We start from the raw sequence: 17,505 nt of genomic DNA on the forward strand, positions 1-17,505 counted from the left end.
GGGGCATGACCGGCGCATCACTCCCGGAGTAACGATCGCGTGACCGCCCCCCTGCACGTCGCGATCATCATGGACGGCAACGGTCGCTGGGCGAAGGCACGCATGCTGCCGCGAATCGCCGGGCATCGCCGCGGGGTTGAAGCGGTGCGCCGGGTCGTGCGCGCGGCGGCCGACCTCAACATCGGCACGCTGACGCTCTACGCCTTCTCGTCGGAGAACTGGCGGCGTCCGGCCGACGAGGTTTCCGACCTGATGGGGCTGCTTCGGCGCTTCATCCAGAGCGACATCGACGAGCTTGTCGGGGAGGGCGTCCGGCTCGCGGTGATCGGCGACTATCGTGCGCTCGCGCCCGATCTGGTGGCCCTCATCGACGATGCGATCGCCCGCACGCTCGCCAACGACGGGCCGCTGCTGGTGATCGCGCTCAACTACGGGGCGCAGGCCGAGATCGCAGCCACCGCGCGCCGGCTGGCGAGGCAGGTGGCGAGCGGCGAGCTCGCGGCGGAGGCGATCGACGAGCGGGTGTTCGAGGGCGCGCTGCCGTCCGGCGGGCTGCCGCCGGTCGACCTGCTGATCCGGACCTCGGGCGAGCAGCGCCTGTCCAACTTCCTGCTGTGGCAGGCGGCCTATGCCGAGCTGCTGTTCGTCGACACCCTGTGGCCGGACTTCGGGCCCGACGAGCTGGCCGGAGCGGTGAGGGCGTTCGGCGCGCGCCAGCGGCGCTTCGGCGGGTTGTAGATGGGCGACCTTCCCAAGCGCGCCTTGAGCGGCGCGATCCTGATCGCGGTGGCCCTGGCGGCGCTGTGGCTGGGCGGGATCGCCTTCTGGCTGCTGGTGGTGGTGGCCGCGCTGCTGATGATGGCAGAGTGGTCGGAACTGCACGGCGTCGATGCCCGGACCAAGCGGGTGGGGCAGCTCGCCATCTCGGTCCCGCTCGCGATCCTGGCGCCGATCGCGTCGGGACCGACCTTTCTCGTGCTCGGCCTGGTGGCCGGCGCCGGCTTCTTCATCGCCGCGACCACCCGGCGGAGCGAACTCGGCTGGGGTACGGCCTATGTCGGGCTGCCCGCGCTCGCGCTGGTGCTGCTGCGTGCGCAGGATAATGGCCTGTTGCTGGCGAGCTGGGCACTGGCGCTGGTGTGGGCGACCGACATTGGGGCCTATTTCGCCGGCCGCAGCATTGGCGGTGCGAAGCTGGCGCCGCGCATCAGTCCCAACAAGACCTGGGCCGGGCTGATCGGCGGGGTCGTGGCGGCGACGCTGTTCGCCTTTGCGCTGCACGTGTGGGCAGGGCTGCCCTTCCGGCTGGTCATGGCGACGCCGGTACTCGCGGTCACCGCGCAGGCCGGCGACCTCTACGAGAGCTGGCTCAAGCGTCGCGCGGGCGTCAAGGACTCAGGGAGCCTGCTGCCGGGGCACGGCGGGGTGCTGGATCGGCTCGACGGGCTGGTACCGGTGGCGGTGCTCGCGGCCCTGCTGGTCGAGGTGCCGCGGTGGCTGTGAAGCGCGTCACGATCCTGGGTGCGACCGGATCGGTCGGCACGTCGACGCTCGACCTGATCGAGCGCGAGCCTGATGCCTTCGAGGTGATTGCGCTCACCGCCAACTGCGACGTGGAGAAGCTCGCTGCCGCCGCGATCCGGACTCACGCCCGCCGCGCGGCCGTCGCCGACCAGCGCTGCCTGCCTGCGCTGGAGGCGGCGCTGGCCGGCACCGGGATCGAGGCCACGGGCGGTGCGGATGCGGTTTGCGAGGCCGCCGCGATGGACGCCGACTGGACGATGGCCGCGATCGTCGGCTGCGCCGGGCTGAAGCCGGTGATGGCCGCGCTGGAGCAGGGCCGCACCGTGGCGCTCGCCAACAAGGAGGCGCTGGTTTCCGCCGGTGACGTCATGACGGCGGCGTCGCAGGCGAGTGGCGCGACGCTGCTCCCAGTCGATTCCGAGCACAACGCGATCTTCCAGTGCCTGGAGCCGGCCAACCGCACCCGGGTCCGGCGTATCATCCTGACTGCGAGCGGCGGACCCTTCCGGGACTGGCCGATCGAGCGGATGGCGACGATCAGCCCGGCTCAGGCAGTGGCACACCCGAACTGGTCGATGGGCGCCAAGATCTCCGTCGACAGTGCGACCATGATGAACAAGGGCCTGGAGCTGATCGAGGCGCATCACCTGTTCGGCGTCGCCCCGGCGCAGCTGGAGGCGATCGTCCACCGCCAGTCGGTGATCCACTCCATGGTCGAATATGTCGACGGATCGACGCTGGCGCAGCTCGGCCCACCCGACATGCGGGTCCCGATCGCGCACGCGCTCGCCTGGCCGGCGCGGATGGCGACGCCGATGGCACCGCTCGACCTGGCGGCAATCGGACGGCTCGACTTCGAGGCAGCGGATCCGGAGCGCTTCCCCGCGCTGGCGCTCGCCAAGTCGGCCATGGAAGCGGGCGGCGCACGCCCGGCGATCCTCAACGCGGCGAACGAGGTCGCGGTCGCCGCCTTTCTCGACAATCGGATCGGCTTCCTCCAAATTGCCGCAATTGTCCAAGATACGCTGGAGGCATATGATCCGGGTGCGCCGGACAGTCTTGATGCCGTGCTGGACGTCGATGCGGGGGCGCGACGGATCGCCGCGGATCGCGTAGCGGCCAGTGGCCACAGGATTGCCCCGTGATCGAAGCTCCCGGACTGCTCCTTACCGTTATCGCCTTCGCGCTCGTGCTGGGGCCGCTCGTGTTCGTGCACGAGCTCGGCCATTATCTCGCCGGGCGCTGGTTCGGGGTAAAGGCTGAGGCGTTCTCCATCGGCTTCGGGCACGAGGTCGCCGGCTTCACCGACAAGCGCGGCACACGCTGGAAGTTCGGCTGGCTGCCGCTCGGCGGCTACGTCAAGTTTGCGGGCGACATGGGGCCGGCGAGCCAGCCCACCGCCGAGTGGCTGCAACTGCCCGCCGCGGAGCGCGCGCAGACGTTTCAGGCGAAGCCCGTTTGGCAGCGCGCGATCATCGTCGCGGCGGGCCCGGCGATCAACTTGGCTCTCGCGGTGCTGATCCTCGCCGGCTTCGCCTACGCCTACGGCCAGAGCACCACCCCGCCGGTCATCGGGCTGGTAGCGGAAGACAGCGCGGCGTCGCGTGCCGGCCTGACCCACGGTGACCGGATCACGAGCATCGGCGACAAGTCGGTCGCGCGCTTCGACGACCTGCGGCTCTATGCCGCGATGCGCCCGAACGAGACGGTGCCGCTGACGATCGTGCGGGACGGGCAGACGCGCACCCTGCCGCTCACGATCGGGCAGCTGCGCGAGGCGGATCGCTTCGGCAACCAGTTCCGGGTCGGGCGGATCGGCATCGGTCCGGCGGCGCCGGTCTGGTCTCCGGTCGGCCTGCTGGAGGCGCCCGTAGTCGGCGTGCGGCGGACCGGCGAGATCATCGGCATGATGGTCGACACGATCGCGCAGATCGTCACCGGACGCCGCTCGGTGGAGGAGCTCGGCGGACCGTTGCGGATCGCGCAGGTCTCCGGCCAGCAGCTGGCGATCGGCTGGCCGGAGTTCGTGTCGCTAATCGCACTCATTTCGATTAACTTGGGGTTCATCAACCTCTTGCCAGTTCCGATGCTCGACGGCGGACACCTGTTCTTCTACGCGATCGAGGCGGTCCGGCGCCGGCCGGTCGGCGCGCGAGCGCAGGAGTGGGCCTTCCGTGGCGGGTTGGCCGCGATCCTGGCGCTCATGCTGCTGGTGACGATCAACGATCTCGGCGCCTTCGGCCTGTGGCGCGGCATCGCGTCCTTGATCGGCTGACGCGGTTCGGGCAGGGCGACGCGCGGGGCGCGCGGATCATTTCTCAAGTTGGCGTTTGGGGTGGGTTGGTGAAGTCAGTGAAGGCGAACAAGACGTCCGCGCGTGCGGCTGCGGTGCTGATGACGGGCACGATCCTGTCCGGGCTGCCGCTGACGGCGCAGGCGCAGACCGCGCCTGGCGCGCCGCCCGTCCGCCGTACGACGGCACCGACGCAGGCGGCGCCCGCCCGGACGACCCCCGCCACCGCGCCAGCCCAGGCGCCCGCCGCCACGCCTGCCGTGACTCCAGGACCGACGGGGACCGTCCGCTCGATCCGGGTCGAGGGATCGCAGCGCGTGGAGCAGGACACGGTGCTGTCCTACACCAAGCTGCGCGTCGGCCAGCCATACAGCAACGAGATCGTCGACCAGGCGATCAAGGACCTGCTCGCCTCCGACCTGCTCGCCGACGTGTCGATCGCGGGCGTGGAAACGGGCGACCTCGTGATCCGCATCCGCGAGAACCCAATCATCAACCGCGTGGTGCTGGAGGGTAACAAGCGGCTCAAGAACGACAAGATCGAGAAGGAGCTGAAGCTCCGCCCGCGCCAGATCTTCACCCGGACCGCCGTCCGCGCGGACGTCGCGCGCATCGTCGAGCTCTACCGTCGCCAGGGCCGCTTCGCCGCGATCGTCGAGCCGAAGATGGTCAGCCTCGACCAGAACCGCGTCGACGTGATCTTTGAGATCCGGGAAGGGCCGAAGTCGAAGGTCCGTCAGATCAACATCATCGGCAACGAGGTGTTCGACGACGGCGAGCTCCGCAAGGAGATGGCGACCAAGGAAGCGCGGCTGCTGACGCTGCTGTCCTCCAACACCAGCTACGATCAGGACCGTCTGGCGTACGACCAGCAGAAGCTGCGCCAGTTCTACCTGACCAACGGCTACGCCGACTTCCGCGTGATCTCGGCCGTCGCCGAGCTGACGCCGGACAAGCGCGACTTCATCATCACCTACGTGGTGGAGGAGGGGCCGCGCTACAAGTTCGGCGAGGTGACCGTCGACAGCGCGATCCGCGACTTCAACAACACGACGCTCGCCGCCTCGCTGCCGATGAAGAAGGGCGACTGGTACGACGCGAAGAAGGTCGAGGACTCGGTCGATCAATTGCAGGAGGCGGCGGGCCTGTTCGGCTACGCCTTCTCCGAGGTTGATCCCGAGTTCCAGCGCGACCGTGACTCGCTCACCATGACGCTGAACTTCAACATCAAGGAAGCGAACCGCACCTATATCGAGCGGATCGACATCACCGGGAACACGCAGACCCAGGACAAGATCGTCCGCCGCGAGATGCGGGTGGCCGAAGGCGACGCCTTTAACACCTTCCTGGTCAAGCGTTCGACCGACCGCATCAACTCGCTCGGCTATTTCCAGGACAAGTTCGAGATCGAGCAGAAGCCCGGCTCGGCGCCTGACCGGATCGTGCTCGCGGCGAACGTCGAGGAGAAGGCGACGGGCGAGCTCTCGCTCTCCGCCGGTTTCTCGAGCCTCGAACGTTTTATCCTCCAGGCGTCGATCCGCCAGCGCAACTTTCGCGGCAAGGGGCAGGATCTGCGCGCGTCGGTCAACTACTCGAGCTATTCCAAGTCGGTGGAGCTCGGCTTCACCGAGCCGTACCTGTTCGACAAGAACATCGCGCTCGGCGGCACGATCTTCCGGCGCGACTACAACGCGTTCCAGTTCCTCGGCAACGATCGCCAAACGACCTACTCGCAGGTGTCGACCGGCTTTCAGATCGCGGCCGGCATCCCGCTAACCGAATATTGGACGCTCTCGGCGCGGTACAATCTGACCCAGGACGAGGTCGGGCTCGACCAGTCCACCTTCTTCACCAACGGCGTGTGCGACCCGCTCCGTGCCGGCCGCTACCTGTGCGACGCGCTCGGCAATCGCCTGACCTCCTCGGTCGGCTTTGGCGTGACCTACGACAGCCTCAACAGCCGACTGCGCCCGACGGCCGGCCAGCGGCTGTCGCTGGGCGTCGACTTCGCGGGTCTCGGCGGCGACGTGAAGTACGTCCGCGGACGCGCGGAAGGCTCCAAGTTCTGGGGGCTCGGCAGCGGCTTCATCTTCTCGGTCCTGGCCGAGGGAGGGTACATCCACAGCCTGGAGGACAGCCGCGGCGAGGGCATCGATCGGATCCGAATCACCGATCGCTTCTACCTGGGCGAGCCGCAGTTCCGCGGGTTCGACATCCGCGGCGTCGGCCCGCGCATCCAGCGGATCCAGTACACCGGCGATGCCGCCAGCGGCACGCAGGCGCTCGTCACTGACCGCGATCAGATCATTGATGACCCGCTGGGCGGCCGGGCCTATTACCTCGGCCGCGCCGAGCTGGAGATTCCGCTCGGCGCCGGTGCCCGCGAACTCGGGCTGCGGCCGTCGATCTACGTCCAGGCCGGCGCGTTGTTCGGCGTGACCCAGCCGCGCGCGACGCTTCAGTTCCCGCAGGCGCGCAACGCCGACGGGTCGCTCCGTTTCAACGCGGACGGCTCGCCGACGCTGCTGCCGTTCACCCAGTATCTGAAGGACAATCAGGGGCGGCAGCTCTACATCGTCAACAATTCGGACTCGACCATCGCGACGACGACCTGCTCGGTCGGTACCTCGCCGACCAACGGTGGCCCGTGCGTCGGCAGCCAGATCAACACGCCCGCGACCAGCGAGACCCCGGCCTTCTTCGAGCGGTTCACCGGCGACTCGGCCAAGCCGCGCCTGTCGATCGGCATCGGCGTGAACTGGAACTCGCCATTCGGCCCGCTCCGCATCGATCTCGCCCGCGCGCTGCTGACCCAGCCGGGCGACGACACCAAGCTTTTGACCTTCAACGTAGGGACCCAGTTCTGATGACTTCTCTCAAGATGATGATGCTCGCCGCGGCGGGCACGATCGCCCTCGCCGCGCCGGCGTCGGCACAGGTGAACGGGATCGCCGTCGCCAATCCGGAAGCGGCCGTGGCCCGCTCCAGCGCGTGGACCGCGGCCCAGAGCCAGATCCAGACGCAGTACAAGACCCAGCTCGATCAGGCGAACGCGCGTCGCACCGCGATCGAGAACGAGCTGCGGCCGCTCTACACTGCGTTCGAGACCGCGCGCGCGGCACCCAACGCCAACGAGGCGGCGCTGCGCACCCAGGCGCAGACCATCCAGACCCGCCAGCAGGCCGGTGAGCAGGAACTGCAGCGGCTGACCGCCCCGGCATCGCGGGCGCAGGCCTATGCGCTGGAGCAGATCCAGCGTCAGATCGGTGCCGCGGTGCAGGCTGCGGTCGCGCGCAAGAACGTGCAGATGCTGCTCCGCCCCGACGCGGCGCTGTTCGCGCAGCCGGCGACCGACATTACCGCCGACATCACGACCGAGCTGAACCGTCTGGTGCCGAGCGTCAGCATCGCCGTGCCGGCCAACTGGCAGCCCGGTCAGCAGCAGGCCGGTGCCGCGGGTGCGCCTGCGACCACCCCGGCGCGGCCAGCGACCACCACGCCCGCTCGGCCGAACACCGGCCGATGAGCGAAGTGCCGGCGGCGGCGCCCGCCATCGGCCCGCTCGACTGGAGCCGGGTGATGGCGGCGCTGCCGCACCGCTATCCCATGCTGTTGGTCGACCGGGTCGAGGAGCTCGTTCCCGACCAGTCGATCGCCGCGATCAAGGCGGTGACGATCAACGAAGGCTTTTTCCAGGGCCACTTCCCTGGCCGCCCGATCATGCCGGGCGTGCTGATCGTGGAGGCGCTGGCGCAGGCCGCTGGCGTGCTCGCGGTTGAGAGTCTGGGGCTCGCGGGCACGGGCAAGCTCGTCTACTTCATGGCGATCGACGAGGCGAAGTTTCGCAAGCCGGTCGAACCCGGCGTGCTGCTCCGGCTTGAGGTTGCCTTCGTCCAGAAGCGCGCGACCGTCTGCAAGTTTGCGGGCGTCGCCAAGGTCGACGGCCAGGTGGTCGCGCAGGCGAATTTCACCGCCATGATCGCCGACCCGCCTGCGACGACCTGACCGCAATCGAACACTTTGACTTATCAACGCGCAGCGGCTAACCGCGCGCGCTTCCAGGCTGGTCGGAACCAGCCGCACCCAGGAGCATAATCATGAAGGCCGAGACTCACCCCGACTACCACATGATCAAGGTCCAGATGACCGACGGCACCGTGTTCGAGACCCGCTCCACCTGGGGCAAGGAAGGCGACACGATGCAGCTCGACATCGATCCGCTGGCGCACCCGGCCTGGACTGGTGGTCGCGGCCAGATGCTTGACCAGGGTGGTCAGGTTGCCCGCTTCAACAAGCGCTTCGGCGGCCTCTCGCTCGGCAAGAAGTAAGGCTAACTTTGCTTTAACCTTAGAGGACGTAGCTTCCGCGCATGATCACATCCGCGGAGCCCGTCCTGTTCGCCGCCGAGTTTGAGCCGGCCCACTATCTCGGCCGGCGGCGCGCGCCGCGGCGGCCGGTCTCGCTGGATGCGAGGCTCGGCCGCGGCGGGCTCGACCGCACCTTGTGCAAGGTGACGGACGTGTCGATCCACGGCGCGCGGCTGCAGACCTACTCCGCGATCAAGCGCGGCAGTGACATTTGGCTGACCCTGCCCGGCGTAGGTCAGGTCAGCGCTACCGTGCGCTGGTCCGACGATTTCGAGGCCGGCTGCGAGTTCCACGAACCGCTCAGCAACGCAGCGCTGCGCACCCTCATCGACCTGTAGCCTCATCCTGGCGCACCGCGTCTCTCACGGCGCTTGCACCGAACGGTAAGACTCGGCAGCTTATCAGGCATTCACTTGGCTGAGGGGCGGTGGATGCTGGCGTGGTTCTCCGGGGGCGCGGTTCTGATGGCACTCGCGGTGCCCGGCGGAGGCAGGCCGGCGCTGCCGCTGCAGGCTCGCCAGCCGCTTGTGCTACCCGCCAACTTCACGCTCAATCCGGTCCGCAGCAGGCTGGCGGTGATGCCGCCGCTGGTCGCGCGCTACTCGCCCCGTCTCGAGGGTGCCAGCCGGTCGGCGCGCGATCCGGCCCAGTTCGCCGCATTGCGGGCGATGCCCGTGGACCGCGGCGGCTTTCGCGGATCGCCGATCAACGCCAAGCTCGAGTGGAAGCTGTCGGGCGACCTCGGCGGCATCGACAGCCAGCTCGGCGTCTCCGGCGTCCCCCGCCTGATCAGCCGCGCGCTGCTGCGCTGACCCACGCCTGTCCCGAGCGCTGGCGGAAGAGGTGGGATTCGAACCCACGGTGAGCGTGAACCCACGGCGGTTTTCAAGACCGCTGCCTTAAACCACTCGGCCACTCTTCCCTGTTCCGCCGCTTAAGCCGGCCGCGATCATCTGTGCAAGGCCCGGGACGATTACGCCTTCGCGCGCCCGAACGGCTGTGGCATCAGCGCTGCCATGTGGGGAAAGCGTATGCGGCGGCGGTCGGGGGCCCTTGGGCTCGGAATGGTTCTCATCGCCGCAGCCGTCCCGGCCTGCGCGCAGGAGGAGGACGGGTTCCAGGCGTTCCTGCGCGGTCTCCGGCCGCGAGCGCTGGCCGAGGGGATCCGGCCGACGACATATGACAGCGTCGCAGCCTCGCTCACCTTCAACCCGCGCGTGGTGGCACTCGACCGGCAGCAGCCCGAGAGTGCCCCGAATGCGCCGATCCCCAACTTTGCGCCCTACCGCGTGCAGCACGTCGATGCGGCCAGGATCACGCGCGGTCGCGCCGCATACCTGCGCGAACGGCCGCGGCTCGCGCGTATCGAGGCGGAGACCGGCGTGCCGGAGGAGATCATGGTCGCGATCTGGGGCCATGAGACCAATTACGGCAGCTACACCGGCGACTTCGACCTGCCGCGCAGCCTGGCGAGCCTCGCTTATGAGGGGCGTCGCCGCGACCTGTTCACCGGCGAATATCTGGCAACGCTCAAGATGATCGATCGCGGTGTGCCGCGCGACCGGCTCAAGGGAAGCTGGGCGGGGGCCTTCGGCTATCCGCAGTTCCTTCCCTCCGTCTACCTCCGCCTGGCGCGCGATGGTGACGGCGACGGCCGGGCCGACATCTGGTCGAACCCGGCCGACACGCTCGCCTCCATCGCCAACTACTTCGTGGACGCCGGGTGGCGTCCGGGCCAGCCCTGGGGCTTCGCCGTCAGCGTACCGGCCAGCTTCGATCGTGGCACGCTTCGAACCCGAACGCTCAGCCCGCGCTGTCCCCGCGTGCACGAACGGCACAGCCGCTGGCGCACGATGGCGGAGTGGCGCGCCGCCGGGATCGTGCCGCAGGGTCGCGGCTGGCCCGCCGACACGGTACTCGCCAGCCTGATCGAACCCGACGGTCCCGGCCGCACCGCCTATCTGTTGACCGGCAATTACCGCGTGATCCTCGATTATAACTGCTCGAATTTCTACGCGCTTTCGGTAGGACTGCTCGCCGATGAAATCGCCCGCTGACCTGTTTGCGCTCCTGATCGCCGCGTCGCCTGCACAGGGCGGCGTTGTCGCCTTTCAGGGCGTGGTCGGCCCGCAGGAGCCGCAAGCCGCCGGCCCGCGCGGATCGTCCGAGCCGATAGCCGGCGAGCGCAGGATCGACCTGGTGGACCGCGCCACCGTCATGTCGACGCCCGGTGTCGTGGTGGTCGCACCGGGACTGGCGCCCGGCGAGATCGCCGAAGTGACCAGTCTGGACAGCGGCCGCACGATCCTGGCGCGGGTGGAGGCGGGCACAACGCTGGCGATCTCAAGCGAGGCCGCAGCGGCGCTGGGGCTGGAGGGGCCGCGCATCCCCGTACGGGTGCGACGTACCGTTGCGCCGCCGCAGGAAGCATCCGCGCTGCTGCGGGGGGAAGCCGCGCCCGCGCGCCCGGACGCGCCGCCCGCGCTGCTGACGGCGCTCCGTCGCCGACTGGCTCCTCCGGTCGAGACCTCGCCGGCGCGTGCCGCGCCTCCGCGTTCGAGAAAGCGGCCGGGTCCCGTCCAGCCCGCGACCGCGGCCAGGTCGACCGCGGTTCCGCGCTCGGGTCCCGGCGTCCAAGTCGCGGCGCTCTCCGATGCGGCGCGGGCGCGGGCGCTCGCGACCGAGCTCGGCGGGCAGGTCGTGAGCGGGGGTGGTCTGCACCGCGTGCAACTCGGCCCGTTCGCGACGCCCGCGCTGGCACAGGCGGCCCGTGCCACCGCGGCCCGCCGCGGCTATCCCGATGCCCGTCTCATTACCGTTGTTGGTCAGTAAGTTAGTACCGGAACATGACACCCATGCTGAAGCCTGTCGCCACCATTGCCGCCGCCACTGCGGTGCTGCTCTCCTCGACTGCCGCCGCGCCGCCGTTCCAGACACCGGCGCCGGTTGCCTATCTGGAGGACCTGTTGACCGGCGCGGTGCTGTACGCAAAGGACGCCGATCGCCGGATGCCGCCCGCGTCGATGGCCAAGATGATGACGGCCTATGTCGCTTTCGACCTGATCAAGAAGGGCGAACTGAAGCTCGCCGACACCGCGACCGTCCGCCCGGAAACGTGGCAGCGCTGGCATGGGCCGCAGGCCGGCTCCACCATGTTCCTGTCACCGAACGAGCAGGTCAGCGTCGAGAACCTGCTGAACGGCATCATTGTCCTGTCGGGCAACGACGCCTGCGTCGTGCTGGCGGAGAAGATCGCGGGGACGGAGGAAGCCTTTGTCGCGCTGATGAACCGCAAGGCCGCCGAGCTGGGCCTGAGGAACAGCAATTTCGGCACGTCTAACGGGTGGCCTGACGGCGGCGTCACCTATGTGACCGCGCGTGATCTGGCGCGGCTCGCCGATGCGACGATCAAGCAGCATCCGCAGCTCTACAAGAAGTTCTACAGCCGTCGTGAGTTCACCTGGGGCAAGACGCTCGGTGCCGGTGCCGACATCACGCAAGGAAACCGCGATCCGCTGCTCGGGCGGGTGGCCGGCGCCGACGGACTCAAGACCGGGCACACGGAGGAGGCGGGCTACGGCTTCACCGGCTCGGCGGAGCAGGGCGGCCGCCGGCTGGTGATGGTCGTCGCCGGGCTCACCAGCTTCAACCAGCGTCGCGAGGAGTCGGTGCGCTTCATGGAGTGGGGCTTCAACGCGTGGAGCGCGAAGCCGATCGTTGCCAAGGGCAAGCGCGTGGCGACCGCCGCCGTACAGCTTGGCGATGCGGGTGAGGTCGGCCTTGTCGCGCCGCAGCCGCTCGCGATCACGATCCCGAAGGGCAGCTCGCCCGACCTGCAGGCGCGCGTCGTCTATCAGGGCCCGATCAAGGCGCCGATCAAGGCCGGCCAGCACGTCGCCGATCTGGTCGTGACCACCAGCGGCGGGCCGGCGCAGACCTTGCCGCTCGTCGCAGAGGCGGACGTGGGTGAGGCCGGCTTCTTCGGCCGCGCCTGGGCGGGCCTCACCTCCTTCTTCGCGTGACGCCCGGCCGCTTCCTGACGCTGGAGGGAGGCGAGGGCGCGGGCAAGTCCACTCAGCTGCGGCGGCTCGCCGCGGTGCTGGCGGATCGCGGGCTGGACGTGGTGGTCACTCGCGAGCCCGGCGGCAGCGAGGGCGCGGAGGCGATCCGGTCGTTGCTGATGGACGGCGCGGCCGACCGCTGGAGTGCCCGCGCGGAGGCGCTGCTCTTTGCAGCGGCACGGGCCGACCATATCGAGAGGCTGATCCGGCCGGCGCTCGACCGCGGCGCCTGGGTGCTGTGCGACCGCTACGTCGATTCGACCCGTGCCTATCAAGGGGCGCAGGGCATCGACGACGCGGCGATTATGTCCCTCCACCGCTTCGGATCGCAAGGACTGCTGCCCGACCGCACCCTTGTGCTGCGGATCGATGTGGAGGAGGGCGCCCGACGGGCCGAGGCGCGCGACGCGGGTGCGCTCGACCGGTTCGCGCAGCGCGGGCGCGACTTTCACGAGAGCGTCGCAGCGGCCTTCGCCCGGATCGCGGCCGGCGAGCCGGAGAGGGTCCGCCTGATCGATGCGAGCGCCACGCCGCAGGTCGTCACCGACCGACTGCTGGCGGCGATCTCCGATCTGCTGCCATGACGTCACTGGTCGGTAATGGCATGGCAAGGGCCGCCTTTGACGCGGCGCTCGCGCACGGTGCGCTCCATCATGCCTGGCTGATTGCCGGGCCTGAGGGGGTGGGCAAGGCGCGCTTTGCGCTCGATGCGGCAACGCGGATGCTGGCGCAGGCGTCCGGGGCGGCCGAACGGACGCAGGCGATGATCGCGGCCGGCTCGCACCCCGACCTGCGAGTCCTGACCCGCAAGCCCAAGGACGAGAACAAGCCGGACAGCGACCTCGCGCGGTCCATCAAGATCGATCAGGTTCGCGCGCTTCAGCCGCTGCTCGCCACCAAGCCGTCGATGTCGGAGCGGCGTGTCATCGTGATCGATGCCGTCGACGATCTGGAACGGCCCGGCGCCTCCAACGCCCTGCTGAAGAACCTGGAAGAGCCGCCCGCGGGCACGATCTTCCTGCTCGTCAGTCACGCGCCAGGCCGATTGCTGCCGACGATCCGCTCGCGCTGTCGCCTGCTCCGCTTCGATCCACTCAGCGACGAAGAGGTCCGGGAGGTCCTAGCCGGGCAGGTTCCGGACGCCACGCCAGCCGAGATCGCCGCGCTGGTCCGCGCCGCCGGTGGCTCACCGGGGCGCGCGCTCCGCTTCGCAGGGCTCCAACTCGCGGTGCTGGAAGACGATCTTGCGGCAATTGCGCGCGACGGCGATCCGTCGAACCGGCGGCGCGTCAAGCTTGCCAAGGCGCTTGGTACGAAGGCGGCGCAACCACGTTACGAGGCGTTCCTCGAGCGGGTGCCCGCCTTTATCGCCGAACAGGCGGGGCGGCTGACCGGGCCGGCGCTGCGCGACGCGCTGGAGGCGTACGATGCCGCGCGGGGTCTGGCGGCGGTGTCGCTCGCCCAGTCGCTCGATGCCGGGACCACCGCGTTCGAGCTTGGCGGGCTGGTGGCGCGACTGGCGAAGCGCAGCTGAAGCGGGTAGGGCCGACGCATGGCCGATCCCTATTACATCACGACCGCGATCCACTATCCGAACGGCCGCCCGCACATCGGCCACGCCTATGAGATGATCGCCGCCGACGCGATCGCGCGCTTCCATCGGCAGACCGGCCGCCCGGTCAGATTCCAGACCGGGACGGACGAGCATGGGCTGAAGATGGTCAAGACCGCGCGCGACCGCGGCATAGCCGTGCGCGCGCTTGCCGATGAGATGTCGAGCTATTTTAACGAGATGGCCGATGTTTTGAACATCAGCTATGATCGTTTTATCCGGACGGTCGAACCGGATCACTACCGTGCGAGCCAGGCGATCTGGGCGGCGATGGCCGAAGCGGGTGACCTTTACCTCGATCGCTACGAAGGGTGGTACTCGGTGCGCGACGAGGCCTTTTACGAGGAGAAGGAGCTGGTCGCCGGCCCCGACGGGACCAGGCTATCGCCGCAGGGCACGCCGGTCGAATGGACTGCGGAAGAGACGTGGTTCTTCCGCCTGTCGCGCCACCAGCAGCCGCTGCTCGACTTCTACGCCGCCAACCCGGACTTCATCCGTCCGGAGAGCCGCCGCAACGAGATCCTGCGCTTCGTTGAGGGTGGGCTCGCCGACCTGTCCGTCTCCCGCACCAGCTTCGACTGGGGCGTGCCGGTGGAGGGATCGCCGGGGCACGTCATGTACGTCTGGGTCGATGCGCTGACCAACTATCTGACCGGCGCGGGCTACCCCGATGATCCGGCGGCGATCGAGCGCTGGTGGCCGGCGGACCTGCACCTGATCGGCAAGGACATCGTCCGCTTTCACGCGGTCTACTGGCCGGCGTTCCTGATGTCCGCCGCGCTGCCGCTGCCCAAGCAGGTATTCGGGCACGGGTTCCTGCTCAATCGCGGCGAAAAGATGTCGAAGTCGGTCGGCAACGTCGTCGACCCGATGGAGCTTGCCCGCCTTTACGGGGTCGACGCACTCCGCTACTTCCTGCTCCGGGACGTCAGCTTCGGGCAGGACGGCACCTTCTCGGACGAGGCGATCGTGACGCGCGCTAACGCCGATCTCGCCAACAGCTTCGGCAACCTCGCGCAGCGCACGCTCGCCTTCATCGCCAAGAACCTGGACGGGCGGCTGGACGACCTGGGCCGCGCTGATCCGGCGGACGCGGCGCTGCTCGGCGAGGTGAAGTCGGCCGCCGACGACTTCGCGGCGGCTTTCACCGACCTGGCGCTCAGCCAGGGGATCGAGGCGTGGATGCGCGGTGTGTTCGCGTGCAATGCCTATATCGACACGCAGGCGCCCTGGACGCTCCGCAAGACCGATCCCGAGCGGATGCGCGCCGTGCTGGCGACGCTGGTGCGGGCCATCCGCGATCTCGCCATCGTGATCCTGCCGGTGGTGCCGGATGCAGCTGGCCGCATCCTCGATCAGCTGGGCGTGGAGACGCGCGACCACGCGGCGCTCCGCGATGCTTGGAACGCCACGGCGATCGCACTCGACCCGCCGAGCCCGGTCTTCCCGCGGCTGGAGCTGGCCGCCGCATGAAGCTCGCCGACAGTCACTGCCACCTGAACTACAAGGGGCTGGCCGAGCGGCAGCAGGAGGTGCTGGCGTCGGCGCGCGGAGCGGGGGTCACCGCCATGCTCAACATCGCGACGCGCGAGTCCGAATGGGATGACGTGCTCGCAACAGCAAAGGCCGAGCCGGACGTCTGGGCAACCGTCGGGATCCACCCGCATGAGGCCGACGCGCACGCCCATGTCGACACGGCCAAGCTGGTCGAGCGCGCGCAGCATCCGCGCGTCGTCGGCATCGGTGAGAGTGGGCTAGATTATTACTACGACCACTCGGACCGCGAACGGCAGCAGGGCAGCTTCCGCGCGCACCTCGCCGCTTGTCGCGAGACCGGCCTGCCAATCGTCGTCCACACGCGCGACGCCGAGGACGATACCCTGATGATCCTGCGCGAGGAGCTGGGCAGGGGGCCGTTTCCCGGCGTGCTGCACTGCTTCACCGGCAGCGACGCGCTGGCCGACGCGGCGCTCGAGCTGGGCTTCTACATCTCCCTCTCGGGCATCGTGACGTTCAAGAGTGCACGCGCACTGCAGGACACGGCCAGGCGCCTGCCGATCGACCGATTGCTGATCGAGACGGATGCGCCGTTCCTCGCGCCTGTGCCGAACCGCGGCAAGCCCGGGGAGCCCGCGTTCGTCGCCGACACCTGCCGCTTCCTCGCCGATCTGCGCGGGGAGGGTGCCAATGAACTGGCGGAGCGGACCCGGCTGAACTTCCACACGCTGTTTGAAAAGACGCTGGCATGCGCCTGATTTTGCTTGGTTGCGGCACCTCGTCTGGTGTGCCGCGGATCGGCAATGATTGGGGGCAGTGCGATCCGGCCGAGCCGCGGAATCGGCGCACGCGGGTGTCGATCATCGTGGAGACGGAAACGACGCGGGTGCTGGTCGATACCGGACCTGACATGCGCGAGCAGTTGCTCGCCGCCGACATCGCGACGGTCGACGCGATCATCTGGACGCACGACCACGCCGATCATTGTCACGGCATCGACGATGTCCGGCAGCTGTTTCATGCGAGCGGCAGGCCGATTCGCGGTCTCGCACGCCAGGCGACGCTGGACACGCTCCATGACCGGTTCCGCTACGCAGTCGAGGGGCGCAACGGCTATCCCGCGACGATCGCCGCCGAAGTGCTTGCGGACGAGGTCCACGTCGGCGACCTGCAGATAGAGGTCGTCGATCAGCCGCACGGCAGCATCACATCGGCAGGGCTGCGGTTCACACACGGTCAACGTTCGATCGTCTATGCCACTGACTTCAATGAACTTACGTCATCGATGCGCGACCTTTACAGCGGTGCCGACGTCCTCGTGATCGATGCGCTCCGACGCGCCCCGCATCCGACACATCCGACCCTCGACCAGGCGCTCCGCTGGAGTGCCGAATTGCGGGCAGGCCGGTCCATCCTGACCCACATGGACCAGTCGATGGATTACCGGAGCCTCTGCGCCACGCTGCCGACAGGGGTCGAGCCGGGCTATGACGGCATGGTCGTCACCCTGTGAGCGATGACAATGCCACGGTGCTGTGGCTCGTCGGCGCGCTGGTGCTGGCACTGAGCGCGCTGACCGCGCGGCGACTGTCGATCGGCGCCGTCATCCGCTCGCTGCTCGGCTGGCTCGTCATCGGCGCGCTCGCGTGGCTCGTCATCACCAATCGCGACGGGTTGGAGCGGCTGGCGAGCAGTGTCGGCGAACGCGCCGGGATCGGCACGACCGAGATGCAGGGCGACACCGTCCGCATCACCATGAGTCCGGACGGGCACTTCTGGGCGCGCGTACGACTGAACGGCTATACCCAGCGCATGCTGGTCGACAGCGGTGCGACGATCACCGCGATCTCGGCCGAAACCGCACGCAACGCCGGGATCGAAGCGATCGGCGGAGGTCTGCCGGTACTGATCAACACCGCCAACGGCTCGATCACCGCCCAACGCGGCCGCGCCGAGACGGTGACGCTCGGCACGCTGGAGACGCGCGACCTGTCGGTCGTGATCTCGCCGGCGTTCGGCAACGTCAACGTGCTCGGCATGAACTACCTGTCGCGATTGGGGTCGTGGCGGGTGGAGGGACGGACGTTGATCCTCGAGCCCAAGCCCAATGCTACTAATCGGTAGTTTACATAATGTATATTATCGAACTGA

Annotated in this window: 18 protein-coding genes, 1 tRNA gene and 1 pseudogene; 19 read left to right on the forward strand and 1 reads right to left on the reverse strand. The window is 68.7% G+C overall.

Annotated features, from left to right (window positions below; all coding sequences use genetic code 11):
* Nucleotides 1–21: 21 nt before the first annotated feature.
* The 10 genes and pseudogenes from CRO12_RS14590 to CRO12_RS14635 form a co-directional block, all read left to right on the forward strand.
* Nucleotides 22–738 (forward strand): annotated as a pseudogene (locus CRO12_RS14590) (isoprenyl transferase); the annotation flags it as partial.
* Nucleotides 739–1,503, forward strand: coding sequence for a phosphatidate cytidylyltransferase (locus CRO12_RS14595; RefSeq protein ID WP_097064777.1), 765 nt, complete (start codon nucleotides 739–741; stop codon nucleotides 1,501–1,503).
* Nucleotides 1,500–2,669, forward strand: a complete 1,170-nt coding sequence (locus CRO12_RS14600) for a 1-deoxy-D-xylulose-5-phosphate reductoisomerase (RefSeq protein ID WP_097064778.1) — start codon at nucleotides 1,500–1,502, stop codon at nucleotides 2,667–2,669. Before CRO12_RS14595 ends, CRO12_RS14600 begins: the two co-directional genes overlap by 4 nt.
* A complete protein-coding gene (locus CRO12_RS14605; RefSeq protein ID WP_097064779.1) occupies nucleotides 2,666–3,799 on the forward strand; it encodes a M50 family metallopeptidase in 1,134 nt (377 codons plus the stop codon). The genes CRO12_RS14600 and CRO12_RS14605 overlap by 4 nt, the downstream gene beginning before the upstream one ends.
* A gap of 119 nt (nucleotides 3,800–3,918) precedes the next feature.
* Nucleotides 3,919–6,684 carry an outer membrane protein assembly factor BamA gene (gene bamA, locus CRO12_RS14610; RefSeq protein WP_097065104.1) on the forward strand — a complete coding sequence of 922 codons (2,766 nt, stop codon included), beginning with the start codon at nucleotides 3,919–3,921 and terminating at the stop codon, nucleotides 6,682–6,684.
* Complete coding sequence (locus CRO12_RS14615; RefSeq protein WP_097064780.1) at nucleotides 6,684–7,343, forward strand: OmpH family outer membrane protein; 660 nt, start codon at nucleotides 6,684–6,686, stop codon at nucleotides 7,341–7,343. Before bamA ends, CRO12_RS14615 begins: the two co-directional genes overlap by 1 nt.
* Nucleotides 7,340–7,822, forward strand: coding sequence for a 3-hydroxyacyl-ACP dehydratase FabZ (fabZ, locus tag CRO12_RS14620; protein WP_097064781.1), 483 nt, complete (start codon nucleotides 7,340–7,342; stop codon nucleotides 7,820–7,822). Before CRO12_RS14615 ends, fabZ begins: the two co-directional genes overlap by 4 nt.
* 92 nt (nucleotides 7,823–7,914) lie before the next feature.
* Nucleotides 7,915–8,145, forward strand: a complete 231-nt coding sequence (gene rpmE / locus CRO12_RS14625; RefSeq protein WP_097064782.1) for a 50S ribosomal protein L31 — start codon at nucleotides 7,915–7,917, stop codon at nucleotides 8,143–8,145.
* A 41-nt stretch (nucleotides 8,146–8,186) separates the two neighbouring features.
* Entirely contained in the window at nucleotides 8,187–8,522 is a 336-nt protein-coding gene (locus tag CRO12_RS14630) for a PilZ domain-containing protein (protein ID WP_245858538.1), read from the forward strand.
* A gap of 93 nt (nucleotides 8,523–8,615) precedes the next feature.
* Nucleotides 8,616–8,996 carry a hypothetical protein gene (locus tag CRO12_RS14635; RefSeq protein WP_097064783.1) on the forward strand — a complete coding sequence of 127 codons (381 nt, stop codon included), beginning with the start codon at nucleotides 8,616–8,618 and terminating at the stop codon, nucleotides 8,994–8,996.
* A gap of 20 nt (nucleotides 8,997–9,016) precedes the next feature.
* Here CRO12_RS14635 and CRO12_RS14640 read toward each other — a convergent pair.
* Nucleotides 9,017–9,106 (reverse strand) — tRNA-Ser (locus CRO12_RS14640).
* A gap of 109 nt (nucleotides 9,107–9,215) precedes the next feature.
* Here CRO12_RS14640 and CRO12_RS14645 point away from each other — a divergent pair.
* The 9 genes from CRO12_RS14645 to CRO12_RS14685 are packed head-to-tail and all read left to right on the forward strand — an operon-like array spanning nucleotide 9,216 to nucleotide 17,478.
* Nucleotides 9,216–10,241, forward strand: coding sequence for a lytic murein transglycosylase (locus tag CRO12_RS14645; RefSeq protein ID WP_097064784.1), 1,026 nt, complete (start codon nucleotides 9,216–9,218; stop codon nucleotides 10,239–10,241).
* The gene (locus CRO12_RS14650; protein ID WP_097064785.1) at nucleotides 10,225–11,016 is read left to right on the forward strand and encodes an SPOR domain-containing protein; all 792 of its coding nucleotides are present in this window, start codon (nucleotides 10,225–10,227) and stop codon (nucleotides 11,014–11,016) included. The genes CRO12_RS14645 and CRO12_RS14650 overlap by 17 nt, the downstream gene beginning before the upstream one ends.
* A gap of 23 nt (nucleotides 11,017–11,039) precedes the next feature.
* The gene (locus CRO12_RS14655; protein ID WP_097064786.1) at nucleotides 11,040–12,206 is read left to right on the forward strand and encodes a D-alanyl-D-alanine carboxypeptidase family protein; all 1,167 of its coding nucleotides are present in this window, start codon (nucleotides 11,040–11,042) and stop codon (nucleotides 12,204–12,206) included.
* Entirely contained in the window at nucleotides 12,203–12,829 is a 627-nt protein-coding gene (gene tmk, locus CRO12_RS14660) for a dTMP kinase (protein ID WP_097064787.1), read from the forward strand. Before CRO12_RS14655 ends, tmk begins: the two co-directional genes overlap by 4 nt.
* Entirely contained in the window at nucleotides 12,826–13,779 is a 954-nt protein-coding gene (locus CRO12_RS14665) for a DNA polymerase III subunit delta' (protein ID WP_097064788.1), read from the forward strand. Before tmk ends, CRO12_RS14665 begins: the two co-directional genes overlap by 4 nt.
* Before the next feature lie 18 nt (nucleotides 13,780–13,797).
* Nucleotides 13,798–15,330 (forward strand): methionine--tRNA ligase, encoded by a 1,533-nt coding sequence (gene metG, locus CRO12_RS14670; protein WP_097064789.1) that lies wholly within the window; start codon nucleotides 13,798–13,800, stop codon nucleotides 15,328–15,330.
* Nucleotides 15,327–16,112, forward strand: coding sequence for a TatD family hydrolase (locus CRO12_RS14675; RefSeq protein WP_097064790.1), 786 nt, complete (start codon nucleotides 15,327–15,329; stop codon nucleotides 16,110–16,112). The genes metG and CRO12_RS14675 overlap by 4 nt, the downstream gene beginning before the upstream one ends.
* On the forward strand, nucleotides 16,103–16,867 hold the full coding sequence (locus CRO12_RS14680) for an MBL fold metallo-hydrolase (protein ID WP_097064791.1): 765 nt from the start codon (nucleotides 16,103–16,105) through the stop codon (nucleotides 16,865–16,867). Before CRO12_RS14675 ends, CRO12_RS14680 begins: the two co-directional genes overlap by 10 nt.
* Entirely contained in the window at nucleotides 16,864–17,478 is a 615-nt protein-coding gene (locus tag CRO12_RS14685) for a retropepsin-like aspartic protease family protein (RefSeq protein ID WP_097064792.1), read from the forward strand. Before CRO12_RS14680 ends, CRO12_RS14685 begins: the two co-directional genes overlap by 4 nt.
* Nucleotides 17,479–17,505 lie beyond the last annotated feature (27 nt).

The organism is Sphingomonas guangdongensis, assembly GCF_900199185.1.
Taxonomy (GTDB): Bacteria; Pseudomonadota; Alphaproteobacteria; order Sphingomonadales; family Sphingomonadaceae; genus Sphingomonas; species Sphingomonas guangdongensis.

Excerpts from the sequence above, each read along its gene's own strand:
- CRO12_RS14650 (WP_097064785.1), top strand. The coding sequence starts at position 10,225 with ATGAAATCGCCCGCTGACCTGTTTGCGCTCCTGATCGCCGCGTCGCCT.
- CRO12_RS14635 (WP_097064783.1), top strand. The coding sequence starts at position 8,616 with ATGCTGGCGTGGTTCTCCGGGGGCGCGGTTCTGATGGCACTCGCGGTG.
- metG (WP_097064789.1), top strand. The coding sequence starts at position 13,798 with ATGGCCGATCCCTATTACATCACGACCGCGATCCACTATCCGAACGGC.
- CRO12_RS14680 (WP_097064791.1), top strand. The coding sequence starts at position 16,103 with ATGCGCCTGATTTTGCTTGGTTGCGGCACCTCGTCTGGTGTGCCGCGG.
- CRO12_RS14615 (WP_097064780.1), top strand. The coding sequence starts at position 6,684 with ATGACTTCTCTCAAGATGATGATGCTCGCCGCGGCGGGCACGATCGCC.
- CRO12_RS14655 (WP_097064786.1), top strand. The coding sequence starts at position 11,040 with ATGCTGAAGCCTGTCGCCACCATTGCCGCCGCCACTGCGGTGCTGCTC.
- CRO12_RS14665 (WP_097064788.1), top strand. The coding sequence starts at position 12,826 with ATGACGTCACTGGTCGGTAATGGCATGGCAAGGGCCGCCTTTGACGCG.
- rpmE (WP_097064782.1), top strand. The coding sequence starts at position 7,915 with ATGAAGGCCGAGACTCACCCCGACTACCACATGATCAAGGTCCAGATG.
- CRO12_RS14675 (WP_097064790.1), top strand. The coding sequence starts at position 15,327 with ATGAAGCTCGCCGACAGTCACTGCCACCTGAACTACAAGGGGCTGGCC.
- bamA (WP_097065104.1), top strand. The coding sequence starts at position 3,919 with ATGACGGGCACGATCCTGTCCGGGCTGCCGCTGACGGCGCAGGCGCAG.
- CRO12_RS14630 (WP_245858538.1), top strand. The coding sequence starts at position 8,187 with ATGATCACATCCGCGGAGCCCGTCCTGTTCGCCGCCGAGTTTGAGCCG.
- CRO12_RS14645 (WP_097064784.1), top strand. The coding sequence starts at position 9,216 with ATGCGGCGGCGGTCGGGGGCCCTTGGGCTCGGAATGGTTCTCATCGCC.
- CRO12_RS14595 (WP_097064777.1), top strand. The coding sequence starts at position 739 with ATGGGCGACCTTCCCAAGCGCGCCTTGAGCGGCGCGATCCTGATCGCG.
- fabZ (WP_097064781.1), top strand. The coding sequence starts at position 7,340 with ATGAGCGAAGTGCCGGCGGCGGCGCCCGCCATCGGCCCGCTCGACTGG.